Origin of the sequence: Streptomyces sp. Da 82-17 (assembly GCF_046098215.1) — a bacterium.
GTDB lineage: Bacteria > Actinomycetota > Actinomycetes > Streptomycetales > Streptomycetaceae > Streptomyces.
Window position 1 is genome coordinate 22942 of sequence record NZ_JBJURH010000032.1, and the last position, 17104, is coordinate 40045.

10 protein-coding genes are annotated in these 17104 nt (G+C 70.9%); 1 reads left to right on the forward strand and 9 read right to left on the reverse strand.

The genetic code is table 11. The features are described from left to right. Positions 1 to 13: 13 nt before the first annotated feature. The 9 genes from ACIDOF_RS35385 to ACIDOF_RS35425 all read right to left on the reverse strand — a co-directional run bounded on the left by ACIDOF_RS35385 (position 14) and on the right by ACIDOF_RS35425 (position 15366). Positions 14 to 7108: a DUF4157 domain-containing protein gene (locus ACIDOF_RS35385; protein ID WP_409010341.1), complete on the reverse strand. Its 7095-nt coding sequence runs from the start codon at positions 7106 to 7108 to the stop codon at positions 14 to 16. Continuing rightward, complete coding sequence (locus ACIDOF_RS35390) at positions 7105 to 7401, reverse strand: hypothetical protein (protein WP_409010342.1); 297 nt, start codon at positions 7399 to 7401, stop codon at positions 7105 to 7107. The genes ACIDOF_RS35385 and ACIDOF_RS35390 overlap by 4 nt, the downstream gene beginning before the upstream one ends. Next, positions 7392 to 9482 (reverse strand): AAA family ATPase, encoded by a 2091-nt coding sequence (locus ACIDOF_RS35395; RefSeq protein ID WP_409010343.1) that lies wholly within the window; start codon positions 9480 to 9482, stop codon positions 7392 to 7394. The genes ACIDOF_RS35390 and ACIDOF_RS35395 overlap by 10 nt, the downstream gene beginning before the upstream one ends. A gap of 39 nt (positions 9483 to 9521) precedes the next feature. Further along, positions 9522 to 10442, reverse strand: coding sequence for a DUF4255 domain-containing protein (locus ACIDOF_RS35400; protein WP_409010344.1), 921 nt, complete (start codon positions 10440 to 10442; stop codon positions 9522 to 9524). A gap of 79 nt (positions 10443 to 10521) precedes the next feature. Next, positions 10522 to 11286, reverse strand: a complete 765-nt coding sequence (locus ACIDOF_RS35405; protein WP_409010345.1) for a hypothetical protein — start codon at positions 11284 to 11286, stop codon at positions 10522 to 10524. Next, positions 11283 to 12023 carry a hypothetical protein gene (locus ACIDOF_RS35410; RefSeq protein WP_409010346.1) on the reverse strand — a complete coding sequence of 247 codons (741 nt, stop codon included), beginning with the start codon at positions 12021 to 12023 and terminating at the stop codon, positions 11283 to 11285. Before ACIDOF_RS35410 ends, ACIDOF_RS35405 begins: the two co-directional genes overlap by 4 nt. Positions 12024 to 12113: 90 nt before the next feature. Then, positions 12114 to 12638 (reverse strand): phage tail protein, encoded by a 525-nt coding sequence (locus tag ACIDOF_RS35415; protein ID WP_409010347.1) that lies wholly within the window; start codon positions 12636 to 12638, stop codon positions 12114 to 12116. Between the two features lie 39 nt (positions 12639 to 12677). Further along, positions 12678 to 14543, reverse strand: a complete 1866-nt coding sequence (locus tag ACIDOF_RS35420) for a phage tail sheath family protein (RefSeq protein WP_409010348.1) — start codon at positions 14541 to 14543, stop codon at positions 12678 to 12680. Between the two features lie 382 nt (positions 14544 to 14925). After that, entirely contained in the window at positions 14926 to 15366 is a 441-nt protein-coding gene (locus tag ACIDOF_RS35425) for an STAS domain-containing protein (protein ID WP_409010349.1), read from the reverse strand. A gap of 357 nt (positions 15367 to 15723) precedes the next feature. On the opposite strand from ACIDOF_RS35425, the gene ACIDOF_RS35430 reads away from it, so the two are divergent. Then, a complete protein-coding gene (locus ACIDOF_RS35430; protein ID WP_409010350.1) occupies positions 15724 to 16911 on the forward strand; it encodes an acyl-CoA dehydrogenase family protein in 1188 nt (395 codons plus the stop codon). Positions 16912 to 17104: the final 193 nt, after the last annotated feature.

Below are 17104 nucleotides of genomic sequence, written 5' to 3' on the forward strand. Positions count from 1 at the left end.
TAGTCGCAAGAACTTACTTCGTGAAGTCAAGTCGCCTCTCCTTGTCCCGGAGCCGTATCGCGGCCAATATCTTGCCCAACTCATTCGGGTTCGGGGCCTTCGCATCGAAGCTACGGAGGTGGGTGATGAGGTCTCCAGCATCCGAGTAGGGCGCGCCGTCGATCACCGCTTTCGCCCATCGGGAGGGAGCCATCGGCCTGGGCCGCTTCTTGCCCTGCGCGGGGAAGCTGTCGCCGAGAGCTTCCTGTATGAGGGTCTTGGACTCGAACTCGTCGTTCACGCGGATGACGAAGCCGCCGAAGTGGGCGCGGGGGAGGTGCACCGGCTCGCTGTAATTTCCTTCGACCGGACCTTCCTCCCACTTCTTCTTGTTCGCGTCATCCCGCTTGTACTTGCCCCATTTCATGGAAACGCTGGACGGGAAGTTCTCGTTCGGAGCCGGGTAGAAATCCACGTTGACGAGATACCAGACCATCGACGTGTCCGAATCGCGGGCCGCCTTATTGGCGTCCCTTTCGATCTCGACCTCGAACCGAGTGTTCACGCGGGAAGGCGCCAAGATCAGGTTCGATGCGGCCGCGAGGCCGCCCAGTTTCTCTGTGATGACATGCATCTTCACGATCGCGTCCGGCCAGTCCCGCATGCCCGCCACATAGCCTGGCGGATCGTTTGGGTGGGCCTTGCCGGCCGGTTCGCCCTTCGGTGTCTTCTTCTGGAGATAGTGGGCCCTGGTCGTCTTCGGTGCCCGAACCCCGTCCGCGAACGGCGGGAGGATCGTCGGAGGCAGCTCGTCATCGCTCGCGTCGCGCTTCGCCAGGCCTTCGGCCAGATCGACCATCTGCACACGAAGACGCTCGTAGCTGTGCTGCAGCGCACGCGTGGCGACGGGCGTCGTGCGGTGCGTCTTCGGGTAGCGGGGAGACATCGCGTTCTGCATCGCCTCCACCTGACCTGCGGAGTTCATCGCATCGGACCGGGAACGCTGCTGCCGGTCCTTCTCCGCCCCGTCGGCCATCCCCGAGATTTCCGTGCCCCAGTCGTCGAAGAACTTCTTCAACAGGGCGGGCGAACTGTGCACAACAAGATCTGCACTCTTCGTCCGCCCGTTGAAGGAGAGGGTGTGAACTTCACCATTCGCCATATGGAAACGCACTCGCGGTAGTGGAGGTGCCTGGGCTTCTTCTTCTTTCTTTCTCTCCTCCTTTGCTTCCTTGGTCTTCGGCCTCCCAGGTTCGTCCTTGTTTTTTCCGCCGTTGTTGGGGCCATCCTTCTTCGCCGGCCCGTCCCCGTCCTTCTTGCCCGGCCCGTCGGCGTCCTTCTTGTTGCTGCCGTCGGAGTCGGAGTCCTTCTTGGAGTCCGGGTCAGGGCGCTTGTTGTTGGGGTCCGGGCGTTTGTCCTCGTTGCCCTTGTTCTCGTCCTTCTTCGTGCCGTCAGGCCCATCCTTCTTGGCCGGGTCCGGCTTCGGCTTCGGGGTCGGCGTGGGCTTGGTGTCCTGTTTGTCCTTGTCGGACTGCTGGTCCTTGTCCTTCGGCTTGCCGTTCCTGTCCTTCGCGGACGGGGGCGTCGGCTTGGTGGTCTTGTCGCTCGGGGCGTTCTTCTTGTCGTCGGGCTTGTCGTCCGTCTTGTCGTTCTTGGGCTTCGTCGGCTTGGGGGAGGGGGACTCCGCATCCTTGTCCTTCGGCTTGCCCGGTGCCGGTGTCGGCTTCTTGTCCTGGGGCTTGCCCGGGGCGCCCTTGTCCCTGTCCTTGTCCTTGTCCTTGGGCTTGGTCGGGCCCGGCTGGTTCTTCGGCTTCGACGGAGGTGTCTGGCCCTTCGGCTTTCCTGGGGCGTCCTTGTCCTTCGGCTTGCCGGGGCTGTCCTTGTCCTTCGGCTTTGTCGGCGGCTGGACCTTCGACGGGGGCTTCGTCGGCTGCGTCTGCGTCTGCGTCTTCGGGGGCGTCGACGAGGGCGCGTCCTTGTCGCCACCCTTGTCCCCACCCTTGTTCCCCGCCGGCGGATCCCCCGCTCCGTCCTTCCCCTTGTCGCCGCCCGGGCCCTTGTCCTTGCCCAGGCCTGCCGCCACGCCCTTCAAGCGCTGGCCGACCTTCGAGACGTACTTGCCGATTCCGCTGAGGATCAACTCGTAGGCCATTTCGAGCAGGACCACGATTCCTGCCGCGATCGCCTTCGCGAAGAGGACGCCCGCGCCGCCCTGGCGTACCGACTTCAGCCACGTGATGACCGCGCCGATCGCCTTCAGGATCTCGCCGAGTGAGCCGATCGCCGCCTGGATCGCCTCGAGGATCGCCGCTCCCCAGCCCGCGCCGGGGATCAATTTCGCCAGGACCTTGGTGATGACGATCTCGCCGATGATGAAGGGGAGTTGGGGGACGGTCGCGTCCCACACTTCCTTCGCGATCTTCTCGACCGTCCAGCCGCCCTTCATGAGCTTGTTCCAGACGGCTTCGGTCAGGCCCGTGATCTCCTTGACCTTGTCGTTGAACCACTGCTTGACCGCGTTCTTCACCTCGTTGAAGAGGTGGTTCTTCGCACCGTCGTACGCCGAGTTCTTCGCGCCGCTCAGCCAGCCGCCCGGGTCCGACAGGATGTCGACCAGGATCATCATGAACTCGCCGAACGCGGAGATGAACTTCGTCGCGAAGTCGAGGACTGCCTTCAATGCGTCCTTGCACGCCTTCAGGACGTCCAGGAGCATCTTCTTCAGCGTGTTCAGGATGTCGCTCAGCAGCTTCGCGATCGACTCCAGCAGATCCTTCATGATCTGCTTCAGCGCGTTGGCGAGCCGGGTCACGAAGGCGAGCGCCGCGTTGATCAGGTCCGTGATGAACTTCCGTATGCGGCGGGCGATTTCGATGACCGCCTCCACCAGGGACATGACGAATTCGATCAGGTCCTCGATGAACTTCTTGATCATCTCGACGATGCCCTCGCGGGCAGCGTTGATCCAGCCTTCGACCGTCTCCTTGAACTTCTGGATCGCCCCGACGATCGCATCGCGCGCGTCCTTGATGATCTTTACGATCTTGTCCCGCAGCGCGATGAACTGTTCCTTGATCCAGTCGAGCGCCTTGGACAGCCAGTTCTTGGAGTCGCTGGTCTTCTCGTCCTTCTTCTTCTCCGCGTCCTCCTCGGCCTTCTTGCCCTTGTCCTTGACGTCCTTGTCGCTGGTCTCCTTCTCCTTCTCGACGTCCTTGTCGGTGTTCTCCTCTTCCTTCTTGACGTCGTCGCGGACCTTCTTCTCCCGGTCCGTCTTCTTCGTGCCGAGCTTCTTCAGCTCGTCGTCCTGCTCCTTGGTCCAGTCGGTGCGCTGTTTGTCGACGTCGTCCAGTACGCCTTCACGCTTGGCCGTCTGGTCCTTGGTGTTGGACTTGACTTCCTTGTCGACCTGCCGTTTGTGCTTCTCCTCGGACTTGCGGGTGTCCCGGTCCTTCTTCTCCCGGCCCTTGCCCATGTCCTGACGGCCGTCGCTCAGCGCCTTCTTGAACTGCGGCTTCCGCTCGTGCTCGGCGACCTCCGAGGCCGCCTCGGGCGGTACGGCTCCGGTGTTGGCCCCGCCACCGCCGACGCGCGCCTTGCCGCCCTGCTCCTTGGGGACCTTCCCCTCCAGCCGCTCCTTCGGAGCGTCCGGGTAGACCTGGTCCTCACCCATCTTCCGGCCGGCGTCGTCCGCACCGGTCTCGGCGGCCTCCTGGCTCTTGTCGTCGGTGTTGCCGCCCTGCTCGGAGGCCTTGTCGTCGGCCTGGCCCTGCATGTCGACGCCGGGCGCAGTGCCGTTCTGCGCCTGCTTCATGGCCTCGTCCTTGGTCGGCATCCCGGCGAACTGCGCCGCCAGGTCCTCCGCCGAGATGTCGAGGCCGACCTTCTCGCCGACCCAGCCGAGGGCGTAGCCCGCCATCATCCCGACCTGGTCGAAGAAGTCGGGCTCCTCCATCTCCTCGGCCTCGATCTTGCCCTCGGGCTTCTTCTCGCCCTTGACCTCGGCCTTCTCGCCCTTGGCGTCGTCGGCGCGCGCCGCCTTGTCCTTGTTGTACTCCGCGGCCTCCTCGGAGTCCGGCTTGCCGTGCAGGGTCTTCGGCGCACCCGTCGGGCGGTCCATCGCCGGGGGCTTCGACGCGAGCTGCTTGTGCTCCTTGCCGACGTCCTTGTCCACGGCGCCGCCGACGCTGTCCATCGCCTCGACCGCCTGATGCGGCTTGAGGTTCGACGCGGCGGACAGGCCCTCCTCGGGCGAGACGCCGGACAGGTTCGGGGTCGCCTTGGCAGCCTTCTTGCCCTTCCCCCCGGCCCCCTTGGGTCCGCCGCCGCCCTTCGTGCCGCCACCGCCGCCACGGGGTGCCGCCGCCGGAGCCCGGCCGCCGCGATCGCCGCCCCCGCCCCTGGACTCCGCCTTCCCGCCGGCCGGACCGTCAGCCTTGGCCTCCGGCTGCGGCGCCTCCTCCTTGGGCTTCTCCGTACGCGGCGCCTGCGCCCGAGGGCTCGGCTTCTCCGTACGGGAGGAGGAGCGGGGCTCCGTAGTGCGGGGCGTCGTTGAACTCTGTTCCGCAGGCGGGGAGTTGGTCGTGCTGGAGGAGTTGTCCGAACCGCCCGACGCCGGCTCGGGCGACGACGACGCCCCCGTGCCGGAGCTCGTCGAACCACCGGCCCCAGCCGGACCCTCGGACTCCGCCGAACCCCCGCCCGAGCCCGACTCCGACTCGGACTCCGAGCCGGCACCCGTACCCGAGTCCGTACCCGAGTCCGTACCCGAACCGCCCCCGGACTCCTGGTCCTTCGGGCCCTTCGAGTCCTGCGGGCCCGGCGACTCCTCGGCCTTCGTCGGGCCCGCCGCGCCCTGCTCGGACGTGTCCTTGTCGCCCTCCGCGCCGGGCTTGGCGGAGTCCGCTGGGGAGTCCTTGGCGGAGGTGTCGGACCGGGACTGCGCCGAGTCCTTCTCGCCGCCCCCCGACGTCTTGTCGCCGGGCCCGGACTTGGCCGTCCCCTTCTCGTCCTTCGCGGTCTCCTTGGCGGCCTTCTCGGCCGTGTCGCCGCCCGACTCCTTCGAACGGTCCGCGGCCCCCTGCACGTTGGCCTCGGCTGCGACCGGGCCCGCCTTCGGGTCGTCGCCCAGCTTCGGGTCCTTGGACGCCACACCGGGCCCGGGCTTCGGGTCCGGCTTCTGCGCGGGGTCGAGCTCCCGCTCCGTACGACGGGACTGCTCGGCCGCCGACTCCTCGGCGCCCGGCACCGGCGGGGAGTCGTCGGTGCCCGGGTCGTCCTTCGCCGCGGCCGCCTCCCGCTCGGCGTCCTCCTCGTCCTCCTGCTCCCGTGCCGCGTGCACCTTGTCCGCCTTGGTCGGCGCGGGAGCGGGGAACGACGGGGTGGCCGGTGTCGCGCTGCCGGAGGACTCGTCCATCCGGTCCGACGTCGGCACGTTCGACACGTCGAGGTCCTGCTCGGGCAGGAAGTCCTCGGGCCTCAGCTTGATGTCCCAGGCGCTCTCCTCGCCGCCCCCGACCTCCACCTCGGAGTCGCCGCCCCGCGTCTCGGACTCCGGCTCCTCCTCGGCCTCCTGGTCCTGGGCGCGGGCGCCGTCCAACGTGCCGGAACGGCCCGGCAGTTGGCCGTCCTTGCCCGCGATCCGGGCGGAGCCCTCGTCCCGTGCCGCCGCGTCCTTCTTCGCCGCCTCGGCGGCCGCTGCGCTCTCGCGCTCCTTCGCGGCCTCCTTCTCCGCGGCCTCCCGCGCGCCCGCCTCGGCCTGACCGGCCTGCTCGGCGGCCTTCTTGTCGGCGTCCTTCGCCCCTGCCCGGTCGCCGTCCTTCTTGCCCTTGCCCTCCTGCTGGCCCTTCTGCTCGTCCTTCTTCTGGGCGTTCTTGTCAGCACCCGACTTCGCGTCGGACTTCTCACCCTGCTTCCCGCCGCCGGGCTTCTCCTCCTGCTTCCCGGCCTTCTCCCCGGCCCGGCCCTCCGACTGTCCCGCGGCCCCGCCCTTCTGCTCCGACTGCGCGGCGGGCGAAGTGGGCTGCTCCCCGTCGCCCTTGGGGCTCGACGCATCGCCGCCGGTACGCGGGTCGGACTCCTTCTCGTCCTGCGCCTTGCCGGAGTCCGCGCCCGGCGCGCCGCCCTGCGGGATGGCCCCGCCCGCATTCTCCGGCGTACTGCCCGCCGCGGACCCGGAGTCCGCGTCCGCGCCCTCCTTCTCCGGACCCGGCGCGGGCCCCGTCCGTTCGCTGCGCGCCTGCTCCTGCTCGGCCTCCTCCTGCTCCTGCGCGCGTTCCGCCCGTACGTCCTCGGCCGTGTCCTCCTCGACCGCCGGGGCGGTCAGGGCGCGCTGCCGTGCCGTGGTCTCGCTCTCGGCCTGCCCCTCCTCGTCGATCTCCACGACGAGGTCCACGACGAAGTCGTGCTCGGCGCTCGGCAGCCGGTGTTCGAGGCGGTCGAGGACCCGCTCCTGCAGCTCCTCCGACAACGGGGCAAGCACGGCCCGTACACGCTGCGCGCTGTCGTGCGGGTCGGTGCGCAGCGCGCGCAGGACGGTGTTGGCGAGCCTGTCGACGACCGTGGCCGGGTCCAGCTGCTCCAGCCGGTTCCGGTCGGCGTGCACGGTGGTGTACCGCATCCACGCCGGCGTGCCGGTCTCCCGGTCGACCTGCAGTGACTGCTCGCCGCGGGCCACGGCCTGCGCGGTGTCCTCGGCGGCGCGCTCGGCCGCCTGGTGCGGGGAGCTCACCGCGCCGAGGTCGCGGCCCGCCGTCAACGCGCCACTGGTGAACGGGTGTTGCACGGTGTGCAGCAGCTCATGCGCAAGCAGCGCGCGCCCCTGCTCCGTCCCCGGCTGGTACTTGCCCTCGCCGAAGAAGATGTCCCGGCCGACGGCCACCGCGTCCGCGCCGAGGAGGTCGGTGAGTGTGCCCGCGTCGCGGTCGGTGTGCAGGCGGACGGCGCTCAGGTCGTGGCCGAGTTGTTCCTCCAACTCGCGGCGCACGCCCGCGTCCAGGGGCTGGCCCGCGCCGCTGACGATGTTCTTCGGCTCGGGGGCACGGCTCTTCGCGGCGCGTTCCTTGCGTTTGCGGCGGCGTTCCGCGGCGGCCTGGTCGGCCGACTGGGCGTCCTGGGAGGCGGAGGTCGTCATCGGGTCACCTCCCCTTGGCCGGAGAGTCCCGAGTGCACCGCGCGCGCCAGCTCCTGGCCGAGGCGGCGCGAGGAGAGGCCGGCGGGCAGCGGCGGCAGGCCGGACAGCGCGTCCACCGAAAGGCCGCCGCCGGCCGCGAGCGGCACGCCGGACTCCCGTACGAGACGGGTCAACTCCCGTTCGAAGGACGCCGATACGCGCCCCGGGTCCACCCCCGGCCCGAAGCCGTCGAGGACCAGCTCCCCGATGTCCACCCGGATCTCGGGACGGCCGCCTGCTGCGTTCACACCCATCCGCGGACCTCCGTCGGCGTCAAGGAGCGTTCCAGTTTCAGGTACTCCGTACGGGCCGCAGCCAGCATGTGCCGCATCTGCAGCCGGTCGCCCTCCTCGGCGGCGAGGAACGCGCCGGACAGGGCGATGTTGCGGATCGAGCCGCCCGCGACGGTGAGCTGGGCGAGCAGCTGCGGGTCGATGCCCTTCGTCGGGGTCTGCGGCGGCAGCACCCGGCGCCAGATCTCCGCCCGCTCGTGTTCCGCCGGGAACGGGAAGTCGACGACGAAGCGGATGCGCCGCATGAACGCCGTGTCCAGGGCCTTCTTCATGTTGGTGGTGAGGATCGCCAGGCCCCGGTACGCCTCCATGCGCATCAGGAGGTAGCTGACCTCCAGGTTCGCGTACCGGTCGTGGCTGTCCTTGACCTCGCTGCGCTTGCCGAACAGCGCGTCGGCCTCGTCGAACAGCAGCAGCGCGCCGCCGCGTTCGGCCGCGTCGAACACCTTCCGCAGGTTCTTCTCGGTCTCGCCGATGTACTTCGACACCACCTGCGACAGGTCGATGACGAACAGGTCGAGGCCCAGCTCCTTGGCCATCACCTCCGCCGCCAGCGTCTTGCCCGTGCCCGAGCCGCCCGCGAACAGGGCCGTCACACCGAGTCCGCGCCGCAGGGTCTGCGCGAAGCCCCACTCCTGGTGCACGGTCGCCCGCTGCCGTACGTGCGCCACGATCTCCCGCAGCACACTCGTCTGCCGCTCGTGCAGCACCAGGTCGCCCCAGCCCGCCTCGGGTTCGATACGGCGGCCCAGCTCGTCCATGCCGACCCGCGCCTCGTCGAGCGCCGCCTGCCAGGCGCGCCGCGCCGGGTCCGCGTCCAGGCCGTCAGGCGTGTCGCGGCTCGCGACCGCCGCTGCCGTACGGACGACGTGCGGCGGCAGCTGGAACTGGGCGACCAGGGACCGCAGTTCGTGCTCGTCGACGTCCGCGACGCCCTCGAACGCGCCCGCCCACACGCCGAGTTGCTCCTCGTCGTCGAGGCGGGGCACGGTGACGCGCTCGCCGCGCGCCCGGTCGGTGCGGCGCGGGTCGGGGCTCGACACGACGACGGGCACGGCGGCGCCCGCCAGGAACGCGTCGGTCGCCGCGTGCTGGTCCCGGTCCAGCTCGCCCACCTCGACGAGCAGCGCGGCGGGCAGCAGGATCGCCTCCCGCTGCCACAGCCGGGCGAGCCGGTCGCGCTCGGCCGGGTCGGTCGGGATGTCGTCGGCGGCCATCGCGTACAGGCCGAGCCCCGAACGCGCCGCCGCCGCGGCCCCGATGTCGGCGCGGCTGCGCAGGTCACCGCCGACCAGCTCGACCAGCATCGGCGTGTCGGGCCGCGCCCCCGACGTCCACGCGTCGGCGAGCCGGCTCGCGGCCAGGTCGTACGAGGGCGGCAGCGCGTCCGGGACCGGGGCACGCCGCAGCTGGCCGTGCAGCCGGGCGTCCAGGTACGGCGAGTCGAGCAGGAAGTGCAGGATGCGTTCGTCGAGCCGCAGCCGGGACGTGGTCAGGCGGGTCTCGTCCTCCAGGTCGAGCAGCCGCCAGCGGCGCAGCGGCGCGACCGGCGTGAGCGCGCTCCAGTGCGGCTCCGCGAGCGCGGCGAGCGCCAGCGAGAACGTCGGATACGCCCGCTCCGGATCACCGCTCGCCGCGGCGCACCGCGCGGCCGTGGTGGGCTCCAACTCCTGTGCCGCGGCGAGGAGTACGAGGTCCCGCTCGAACGACGACAACCCGAAGCAGGTGGCGAGCGCGGTCAGCGGGGCCGACGGCGTGGCCGGCGCGGGGGAGCGGGGCAGCCCCTCGGTAGGGCTTCCCGCACGGTCGTCGGCGCGGCTTCCCGCACGGTCGTCGGCATGGCCACCGGACGCGTCGGCGGCACCGACGGTTCCCGCACCGTCCGCGGCGCCGCCCGGCGTGTCGGACCGGCCGCTCTCCGGCTCGCCCGCGCCGCCCGCGCGTGTCGCGTGCGCGTCGACGCGGGCCAGTACGCGCCGGATCTCGGCGGTCAACGGCAGCGCGCCGCCGCGTATGTCCCCGGCTCCGCCGTCCCTCGCCATGTCCTCACCCGCCTCGGAAGTCCGCACTCCGCCGCCGCCTCAGCTCTCCGCGCCCGTGTCCGTCGCCGTGCTCGAGTCCTCCGGCGCGCGGCCCGCGTCCTTCGCCGTACGGGAGGCACGGGCCGTACGCGTGCCGGAGGCGGCCTTGGCCGAACGCTTCGCCGGAGCCTTGGACTTGGCCGGTGCCTTGGCGGCAGCCTTCGCGGGCGCCCTGCCGGCGGCCTTGGCCGGCGTGTCGGCCTTCGGCGGCTGCGCCTCGGGAAGCCCGTCCTCGGGCGAGTCGCCCTCACCCGGCGCGGCGCCCGCACCGCCCACATCACCCGCTACGTCCGGCCGCTCCGGCGCTCCCGGCGCGCCGAACGGGGCGACCCGTACGGTGTGCCGCTCCACGGGACGCGCCGGCTGCGGGGTCTCCCGGCCCTCGATGAAGATCAGCGCTGCCTGGTAGACGACGGACAGCGTGTACGGCGTCTGGTGCAGCATGCCCCACAGCTTGGACGTCTCGTCGATGTCCATCACTGTCGGCGTGAACCGCACCCGCTGCACGGCCTCGGCCAGGTCACTGCCCGTCAAGTACGGGCGCTCACCGGCGAGTTCGATGACGTCGGCGGGCAGCACCGGTATCTCGTGCAGCGTCCGCACCACCGACCCGATGAGCCGCTGCCCGACGAGTTCGCTCTCCTCGCCGTACGCGCTGATCAGGAAGTGCACGTCGAGCGCGGCGGCCGGGCGCTTCAGGAGCGTGCCGTCGGAGGCCCGCGTGGGCAGGTCGTTGTTGCGGAGCGACGTGTTGGGCGTGACCTGGTACGGAAACACCGTGATCGTCGGCTCGGTCGGCGGGTCGGCCGGCGGCTTGCGCGGCTCGACCTTCACGGCCATGTCGATCTCGGGCTGCAGGTTGGCCTCGATGAGCAGGGCGAGGGCCTGGGTGACGTGGGCGATGGCGAGTGCGTTGCTCATGGGGTCGGTTCCTCGTGTCCCTCGGGCCCGGGGAAGGGCTCCCCAGCGGAATCCACCGTGCGGATGTATGCGTGGTCGTTCACTCGCGCCCCCGGGCCAGGTAGTCGGAGAGGCTCACCGTCGGCTCGCGCCGGTCCCGCGCGGTGGGCCGCCGGGTGGTCGACTCCCGTGCGGCGGCGGTGACTTCGAGCCGTCCGATCTGCACCTGCACGACCTGCTCGGCGGGTTGCCCGCGCCGTCGTGCGCCGCTCTGCCGCACCGCCTCGCGGGCCGCCGCCGTGTCGAGGCCGCTCGGCCGCAGCGCGGCGGCGGGAGCGGGCGTGGCGTGACCGTCGGCGGCGGGAAGGTTGACGCGCGCGGGCGTGTCGCGCCGCGCCTCCGAGGCGCCGTCGCCGTCCGTACGGCGTGTCGTGTCCGGTACGGGCGGCCGCAGCCGGGGCGCGGCGGCGGCCGCGGGGCGCAGGAGCGGGGCGGCGGGCTCGGCGGGCGCCGCCGGACGCGGGCCCCGCGGAGGTGCGGGCGCCGCCTCGCGTTCCGTCCGTACGACGGTCCGCTCCCGCTCGGTGAGGTGCCGCACCTCGCGCACCGCGGACCCCAACTCGCCCCCGGCAGGGGTGGGTCGAGGTGTGCTCGGCCAGAGCGGCGCCGTCTCCTCCGGCTCCGCCGTCGGCCCGCGTACCGCCTCGACGCGCTCGAACGGGCCGGCCAGGCGCGGCTGGACGCGTACGACACCCGGGCGCGGCGGAGCGGTCGGACGGTGTCGGTCGAGCAGCCGGTCGAGGAAGTCCGGGGCGCGGTCCGGGGGCGCCCCGGCTGCCCCGGCGGGATCGGTGGAGTCGGTCATGGTGCACACAGCTCCAGGTAGTAGCGGCGCCGCAGCGGGCTGAGCGCCAGGATCTCGGGCTCGCTCCACCCGTAGGCGGTGGCGAGCAGATGGACGTCGAGCAGGACGTCCCGGGCCCAGGCGTCCAGTTCGGTCCACAGGTACGAGGCGATGTCCAGCTCGGCGCGGGTGGCGGCCGCGCACGCGGGGCAGCTGATCGTGAGGTTCACGTCGGCGGCCGGGTCGGCGGCCTCCGCGGCCGAGGCGATGCGCTGCTCCAGCGTGCCGGGCAAGGCGTCGGCGGGCTCGACTGCCCCGTCCCGTACGGCCTTTGTCACGCAGGCGCGCAGCAGGGCGCGCCGCGGGTCCGGCTGCCGGGCCGCCGCCGCGAGGTCGGCGACGGTCGGCAGCCGGAACTCCACCTGCCAAGGGCCCTCGGACACGGTGAGGGTCCGGGTGGCCTGTTCCTTGGCCGGGCTGAGGGAACGGGCGAACTCCCCGGCGTCCAGCTCCAGTTCGAGGTCCTCGCCGCACGCGGCGCAGTCGAGCCGCACCTGCATGCGGTCCCCGAAGAGGGCGCGCCGCAGGGCGAACAGGTCGGCCTCGCGCTCCCCGACGGGCAGCGCGAGCAGCGCCCCGCTGTCACCCGCGAACTCCGGGCGCGCGGTGCGGTGCAGGAGCAGGGCGCGGCCGAAGCCGTCCTGTCCGAGCCCGGCCTCCCAAGTGGCCAGGAGGTCGGCGGCCTGTGTGCTCGCCATGCCCGCCCCCGTTTCCGTACCGCGTTGCCCCGACTGTGCTGGTGGCGCCGGTTCCCCCGAACCCGGGCCCGTACGTCAACTCCCGCCGGATCAGGCGGGGTTGAGGAACGAGGGCTCCTGCGGTTCGGGAACCTCGTAGTCCCGCTCCCAGCCCTCGCACTCGAGCTTCAGCGACTGGATCGCCACCGCGTTGGCGTTGGCGTCCAGCTCGCCGAGCACCTGGTACTCGCTCGGCCAGCTGCGGTACAGCTTGTGCGAGACGGCGACCTGACCGGCCTCGTTGAGGACCTGGATGACGATGTCCTTGCGGAAGTCGGCGAGCGACACCTCCGAGCCGAGCCCGGCGCCGACCTGCCACACCTTGTTGGCCCAGCGGTCGAACTCGGGGTCGTGGGTGACGCCGCGCTCCAGGGTGACGCCCTCGAACTCGGAGCGGCCCGGGGACTTGCGCGGGGTGCTGGGGTCGCCGCCGTGCCGGTGCTTGACGACCTCGGTGGTCCGCTTCAGCGGGCTGATCTTGCTGATGCCCGCGACCGTACGGCCGTCCCACAGGACGAGGAACTTGAAGTTCTTGTACGGATCGAAGCGTTGGGCGTTGACTGTGAACTCAGGCATCGGATTCCTTCTCGATCAACAGGCTCGTTCCGCGAGGCGTCAGAGCGCGAACTGCCCGGCCGTCTGCTGGAGTTTGACGATCACGAACTCGGCGGGCTTCACCGGCGCGATGCCGACCAGCACGTTCACCACACCGTTCGCGATGTCCTCGTCCGTCGTCGTGTCGTGGTCGCACTTGACGAAGTACGCCTCGCGCGGCGTGCCGCCCTTGAAGGCGCCCTGCCGGAACAGGTTGTGCAGATACGAGGAGGCGCTGAGGCGGATCTGCTGCCACAGGTTCTCGTCGTTCGGCTCGAACACCACCCACTGCAGGCCGCGGTGCAGGCTCTCCTCGACATGCAGCGCGAGCCGCCGCACCGGCACGTACTTCCACTCGCTGTCCAGCGCGTCCGCGCCCTCCAGCGTGCGCGAGCCCCAGACCAGCGGCCCGGCCATCGGGAAGGTCCGCAGGCAGTTCACGCCGAGCGGGTTGAGCAGGCCGTTCTCCCGGTCGGTGAGCTTGACCGTCAGCGAGTGCACACCCGCGAGCCGCGCCTCCGTGCCGGCCGGCGCCTTCCACACGCCGCGCTCCGCGTCCGTACGCGCGAACACGCCCGCGACCGCGCCGGACGGCGGGAAGGAGCGCAGCCGGCCGGTGAGCGGGTCGGTGAGCTGGATGTGCGGGAAGTACAGGCCCGCGTGGTTGCCGCGCACCGGCTCGAACGCGGCGAGCCCGGCGCGTGCCGTGTCGACGCTGACCCAGGTGCTGGGCGCGTCCACGAGCAGGAAGATCCGCCGTTCCCGGCAGAGCCGCTGGGCCGCCGAGACGACGGTGACCATGTCCTCGACCGAGTCGTACGCGGCGAGTTCGGGCAGCACGAGCAGGTTGACGTCGTCCGCGTCGCGCAGCGCCTGGATGCCGGTCTTGCCGGACTCGCTGCCGATCAGGTCGCGGGGCCCGGGCGGGTCGCCGTCCTCGCCGCCCTCGAGCGGGAAGACGGGCGGGTTGACGGAGGCCTCCAGGCCCAGGTCGTTGGCGCACTCGCCGACGAAGCGGACCACGTCGTCCGGGTCGGTGGAGCCCGCGACGACCTGGATGCGGTCGCCGAACGCGGTGACCTCGGCGCCGGCGAAGGCGTGCTTGCCGGGCGCGTCGGGCAGGGCCCGCAGCTTGCGCTCCAGGAGCTGGGCGAGCTCGGTGACGGTGCAGGGCGCCTCGCCGTCCGCGTCCGGGTCGTACAGCGTGAACTCGCGCTCCACCTCGCCGATCTTCACCGTCAAGTCGACGGCCAGATCGGGGAGTTCGGCGCCGAAGGGCTTGGAGACCGTGCCCGACGGGTCGGGGCGGTCCTCGCCGACGGCCTCGACGCGGACGAGGCGGGAGCCGGAGTTGATGACCGTCGGCGCGTACCGGCCGTGGGAGGCGTCCATGGACAGGCCGGTGAAGGCCTCGCGGGCGGTGCCGCGCGCGTCGTACACGCGCAGGTTGAAGGTCTCGTCCGGGCACGGCGTGTCGTAGTCGACGGCGACGCGCAGGCCGTTGCCCCACACGCCCGGCTCCTTGGCGTGCACCTCCAGGACGGGGCACTCGCTGCGGCCTTGGGTGGACTCCAGGGTGACGCAGGCCGCCTTGCCGCTGCGGGCCTTGGCGACCCGCACGATCACGGCGACGGTGCCGCCGTTGCCGAAGAACTGGTGCACGGCATAGCCGACGGCGCTCTGCGAGCTGAGCCCGCCGAAGCGGCGCTCGAACTCGGCGAAGCTGGTGATGCGCACCGGCTCGTTGAGCGGGCCGCGCCGGGTGTGTCCCACGAACGCGGTCACCGAGGTGGTGACGGTCGAGATGGTGCGGGCACTGCTGGGAAGTTCCTCGACGTAGACGCCGGGATACGTCGGCTTGGCAGCGCTCACTGCATGCGTCGGCATTCCCCCTCCTATCCCTTCTCAGGCACCGGTTGACAGGCACCAAGAGACGGCAGAGGGTCGCGACACCACGCCGCGCGCCGCCGCGTCTGGTCGGACGCGGCACCACGCGCACTTGATCAGTTTCCCCCGTCAGTGCCCGAGCGGTCGATCGGCCGGGCCAAGCATGTGTGCTTGAGACTCCTGATGCTCGAGTGCTGAACGCAGTATTAGGCGGGGGGAGTTGGCGGAACAAGGCGTCTTCAGGACACCTCGGGAGGAGGTTGTGTGAAGAGTTGCGCCGAGGGCGTTACTCCCCCAACTCCGCGGCAAATAAACGAAGTTGGTCACCCGCGCCTCGGCGTGGCGGGGTTGACGGCGCGCCCTTCCGCGGTCTGATGCACCGTCAAGGAGCGGCCCGGTGCACCCCGTTGTGCGTACGGGCCGCCCTGCCGCAGGCGGGTGGCGCCCCGCAGGCCGCGCACGGCTGCCGTGGCGCGTCGAGTTCCGGTGGCAGCGTCTCCCAGTCCGTGAAGCACTGGTCGAGCCCGGTGAGCAGCAGGACCCGGCGCACCCGTGGGATGCCGCGGACCAGGCGCACGCGGGCGTCGCGTGCCGTGCAATGGCGTCTGATGCGGACGAGCAGCCGCAGTCCGCTCGCGTCCAGAAAGGTCACCGGACGGAGGTCCACGACGACTTCTCGCCAGGGGAGTTCGACGAGCAGGCCCGTCAGGCGTGGCGCCAGTACCTGATGGGCCCATGCGTCGATCTCGCCGTACAGGACGAGCACGAGCGTCTCGCCCACTGAGCGGTGCTGGAGGCCGAAGGCCGGCTCAGAGAACTTCATGGCCCACCTGGAAGACTCAGCTCCTTATACGAGGAGTGACGAAAATGGTCCCGGCGCCGAGTGTTGCTCCGGCGCCCCTGGCTCCCTCTCGACCGGGGGAGCGCGACGTTGTCGAAGGCATCATTCCCGCTCAGGGCGTTCGTAAGCGTGTTCCGTCGGGACGGGCGCGGCTGCGGCGGCACATAAAGGCACTGTCAGCATTGACTACGGACAGTAGTTGTCGGGGAGTTGGGGTGCAGATGGCCCGAACGCCCCCCGGACGTAAGGGAGTTGACCCGCGTGGCGCGGCCCTTCCGAATTTGTGAAACACGTTCTACCGTGTGCGCCGCCGCAGCACCGCGAGAGTCTGGAGGGGCCGTGCACCTCGAATACACGCCTGAGCAACAGCGGTTGCGCACCGAGCTGCGCGCCTACTTCGCCGAGCTCGTCCCGGACCACGCGTACGCCCGCTACGAGGACCCCGCCGAGCAGAAGCAGTTCTACCGCGAGACCGTCCGCCGCCTCGGCGCCGACGGCTGGCTCGGCGTGGGCTGGCCGAAGGAGTACGGCGGCCGCGGCCTGACCCCGATGGAACAGTTCATCTTCTTCGACGAGGCCGCGCAGGCCGGCGTACCGCTGCCGCTGATGGCCCTCAACACCGTCGGGCCGACCCTCATGCAGTTCGGCACCGACGAGCAGAAGGCGTACTTCCTGCCGAAGATCCTCGCCGGCGAGATCGACTTCGCCATCGGCTACAGCGAACCCGAGGCCGGCACCGACCTCGCCGCGCTCCGGACACGGGCGGTGCGCGACGGGGACACGTACGTCGTGAACGGCCAGAAGATCTGGACCACCAACGGCGACACCGCGGACTGGGTGTGGCTCGCGGTGCGCACCACCGTGCCCGAGGAGGGCGTGCCGCAGCACAAGGGCATCACCATGCTGCTCGTGCCGACCTCCGACCCCGGCTACTCCTGCACCGTCATCAACACCCTCGCCTCGCACGACACCACCGCCAGCTACTACGAGAACGTCCGCGTGCCCGTCACCCACCGGGTCGGCGAGGAGGACAAGGGCTGGCGCCTGATCACCAATCAGCTCAACCACGAGCGGGTCACGCTGGCCGCGCACGGCACCATGGCGATCCGCGCACTGCACGACGTCCAGCGGTGGGCGGCCGGCACGAAACTCGCCGACGGGCGCCGCGTCATCGACCTCGGCTGGGTCAGGCAGCGCCTCGCCCGCACCCACGCCCGGCTCGACGCGATGAAACTCCTCAACTGGCAGATGGTCAGCGCCGTCCAGCACGGCACGCTCACCCCGCAGGACGCGTCGGCGGTCAAGGTGTACGGCTCCGAGGCGCGCAGGGACGCGTACGCGTGGCTGATGGAGGTCGTCGGTGCGGTGGGCGCGCTGAAGGAGGGGTCGGCGGGGGCGGTCCTGCACGGGGAGCTGGAGCGCGGGTACCGGTCGGCGGTGATCTTCACCTTCGGTGGGGGGAACAACGAGATCCAGCGGGAGATCATCGCCTGGATCGGGCTGGGGATGCCGCGGGTTCGGCGGTGAGGGTGCTCGGCTGCGGCGCCGTCGTGGTTGCTCGCGCAGTTCCCCGCGCCCCTGAAGGCATGCGGCTGCGCCGCGCCTTCTCGGGAGATGGTGCACGAAGTGCCCATTTCAGGGGCGCGGGGCTGTGACATCAGCGGCTCCGCCGCGGGGCGCGACCAGCCCCCACCGGACCGCAGGTGAAAGGAAACGGACG

Excerpts from the sequence above, each read along its gene's own strand:
- ACIDOF_RS35385 (WP_409010341.1), bottom strand. The coding sequence starts at position 7,108 with ATGACGACCTCCGCCTCCCAGGACGCCCAGTCGGCCGACCAGGCCGCC.
- ACIDOF_RS35390 (WP_409010342.1), bottom strand. The coding sequence starts at position 7,401 with ATGGGTGTGAACGCAGCAGGCGGCCGTCCCGAGATCCGGGTGGACATC.
- ACIDOF_RS35395 (WP_409010343.1), bottom strand. The coding sequence starts at position 9,482 with ATGGCGAGGGACGGCGGAGCCGGGGACATACGCGGCGGCGCGCTGCCG.
- ACIDOF_RS35400 (WP_409010344.1), bottom strand. The coding sequence starts at position 10,442 with ATGAGCAACGCACTCGCCATCGCCCACGTCACCCAGGCCCTCGCCCTG.
- ACIDOF_RS35405 (WP_409010345.1), bottom strand. The coding sequence starts at position 11,286 with ATGACCGACTCCACCGATCCCGCCGGGGCAGCCGGGGCGCCCCCGGAC.
- ACIDOF_RS35410 (WP_409010346.1), bottom strand. The coding sequence starts at position 12,023 with ATGGCGAGCACACAGGCCGCCGACCTCCTGGCCACTTGGGAGGCCGGG.
- ACIDOF_RS35415 (WP_409010347.1), bottom strand. The coding sequence starts at position 12,638 with ATGCCTGAGTTCACAGTCAACGCCCAACGCTTCGATCCGTACAAGAAC.
- ACIDOF_RS35420 (WP_409010348.1), bottom strand. The coding sequence starts at position 14,543 with ATGCCGACGCATGCAGTGAGCGCTGCCAAGCCGACGTATCCCGGCGTC.
- ACIDOF_RS35425 (WP_409010349.1), bottom strand. The coding sequence starts at position 15,366 with ATGAAGTTCTCTGAGCCGGCCTTCGGCCTCCAGCACCGCTCAGTGGGC.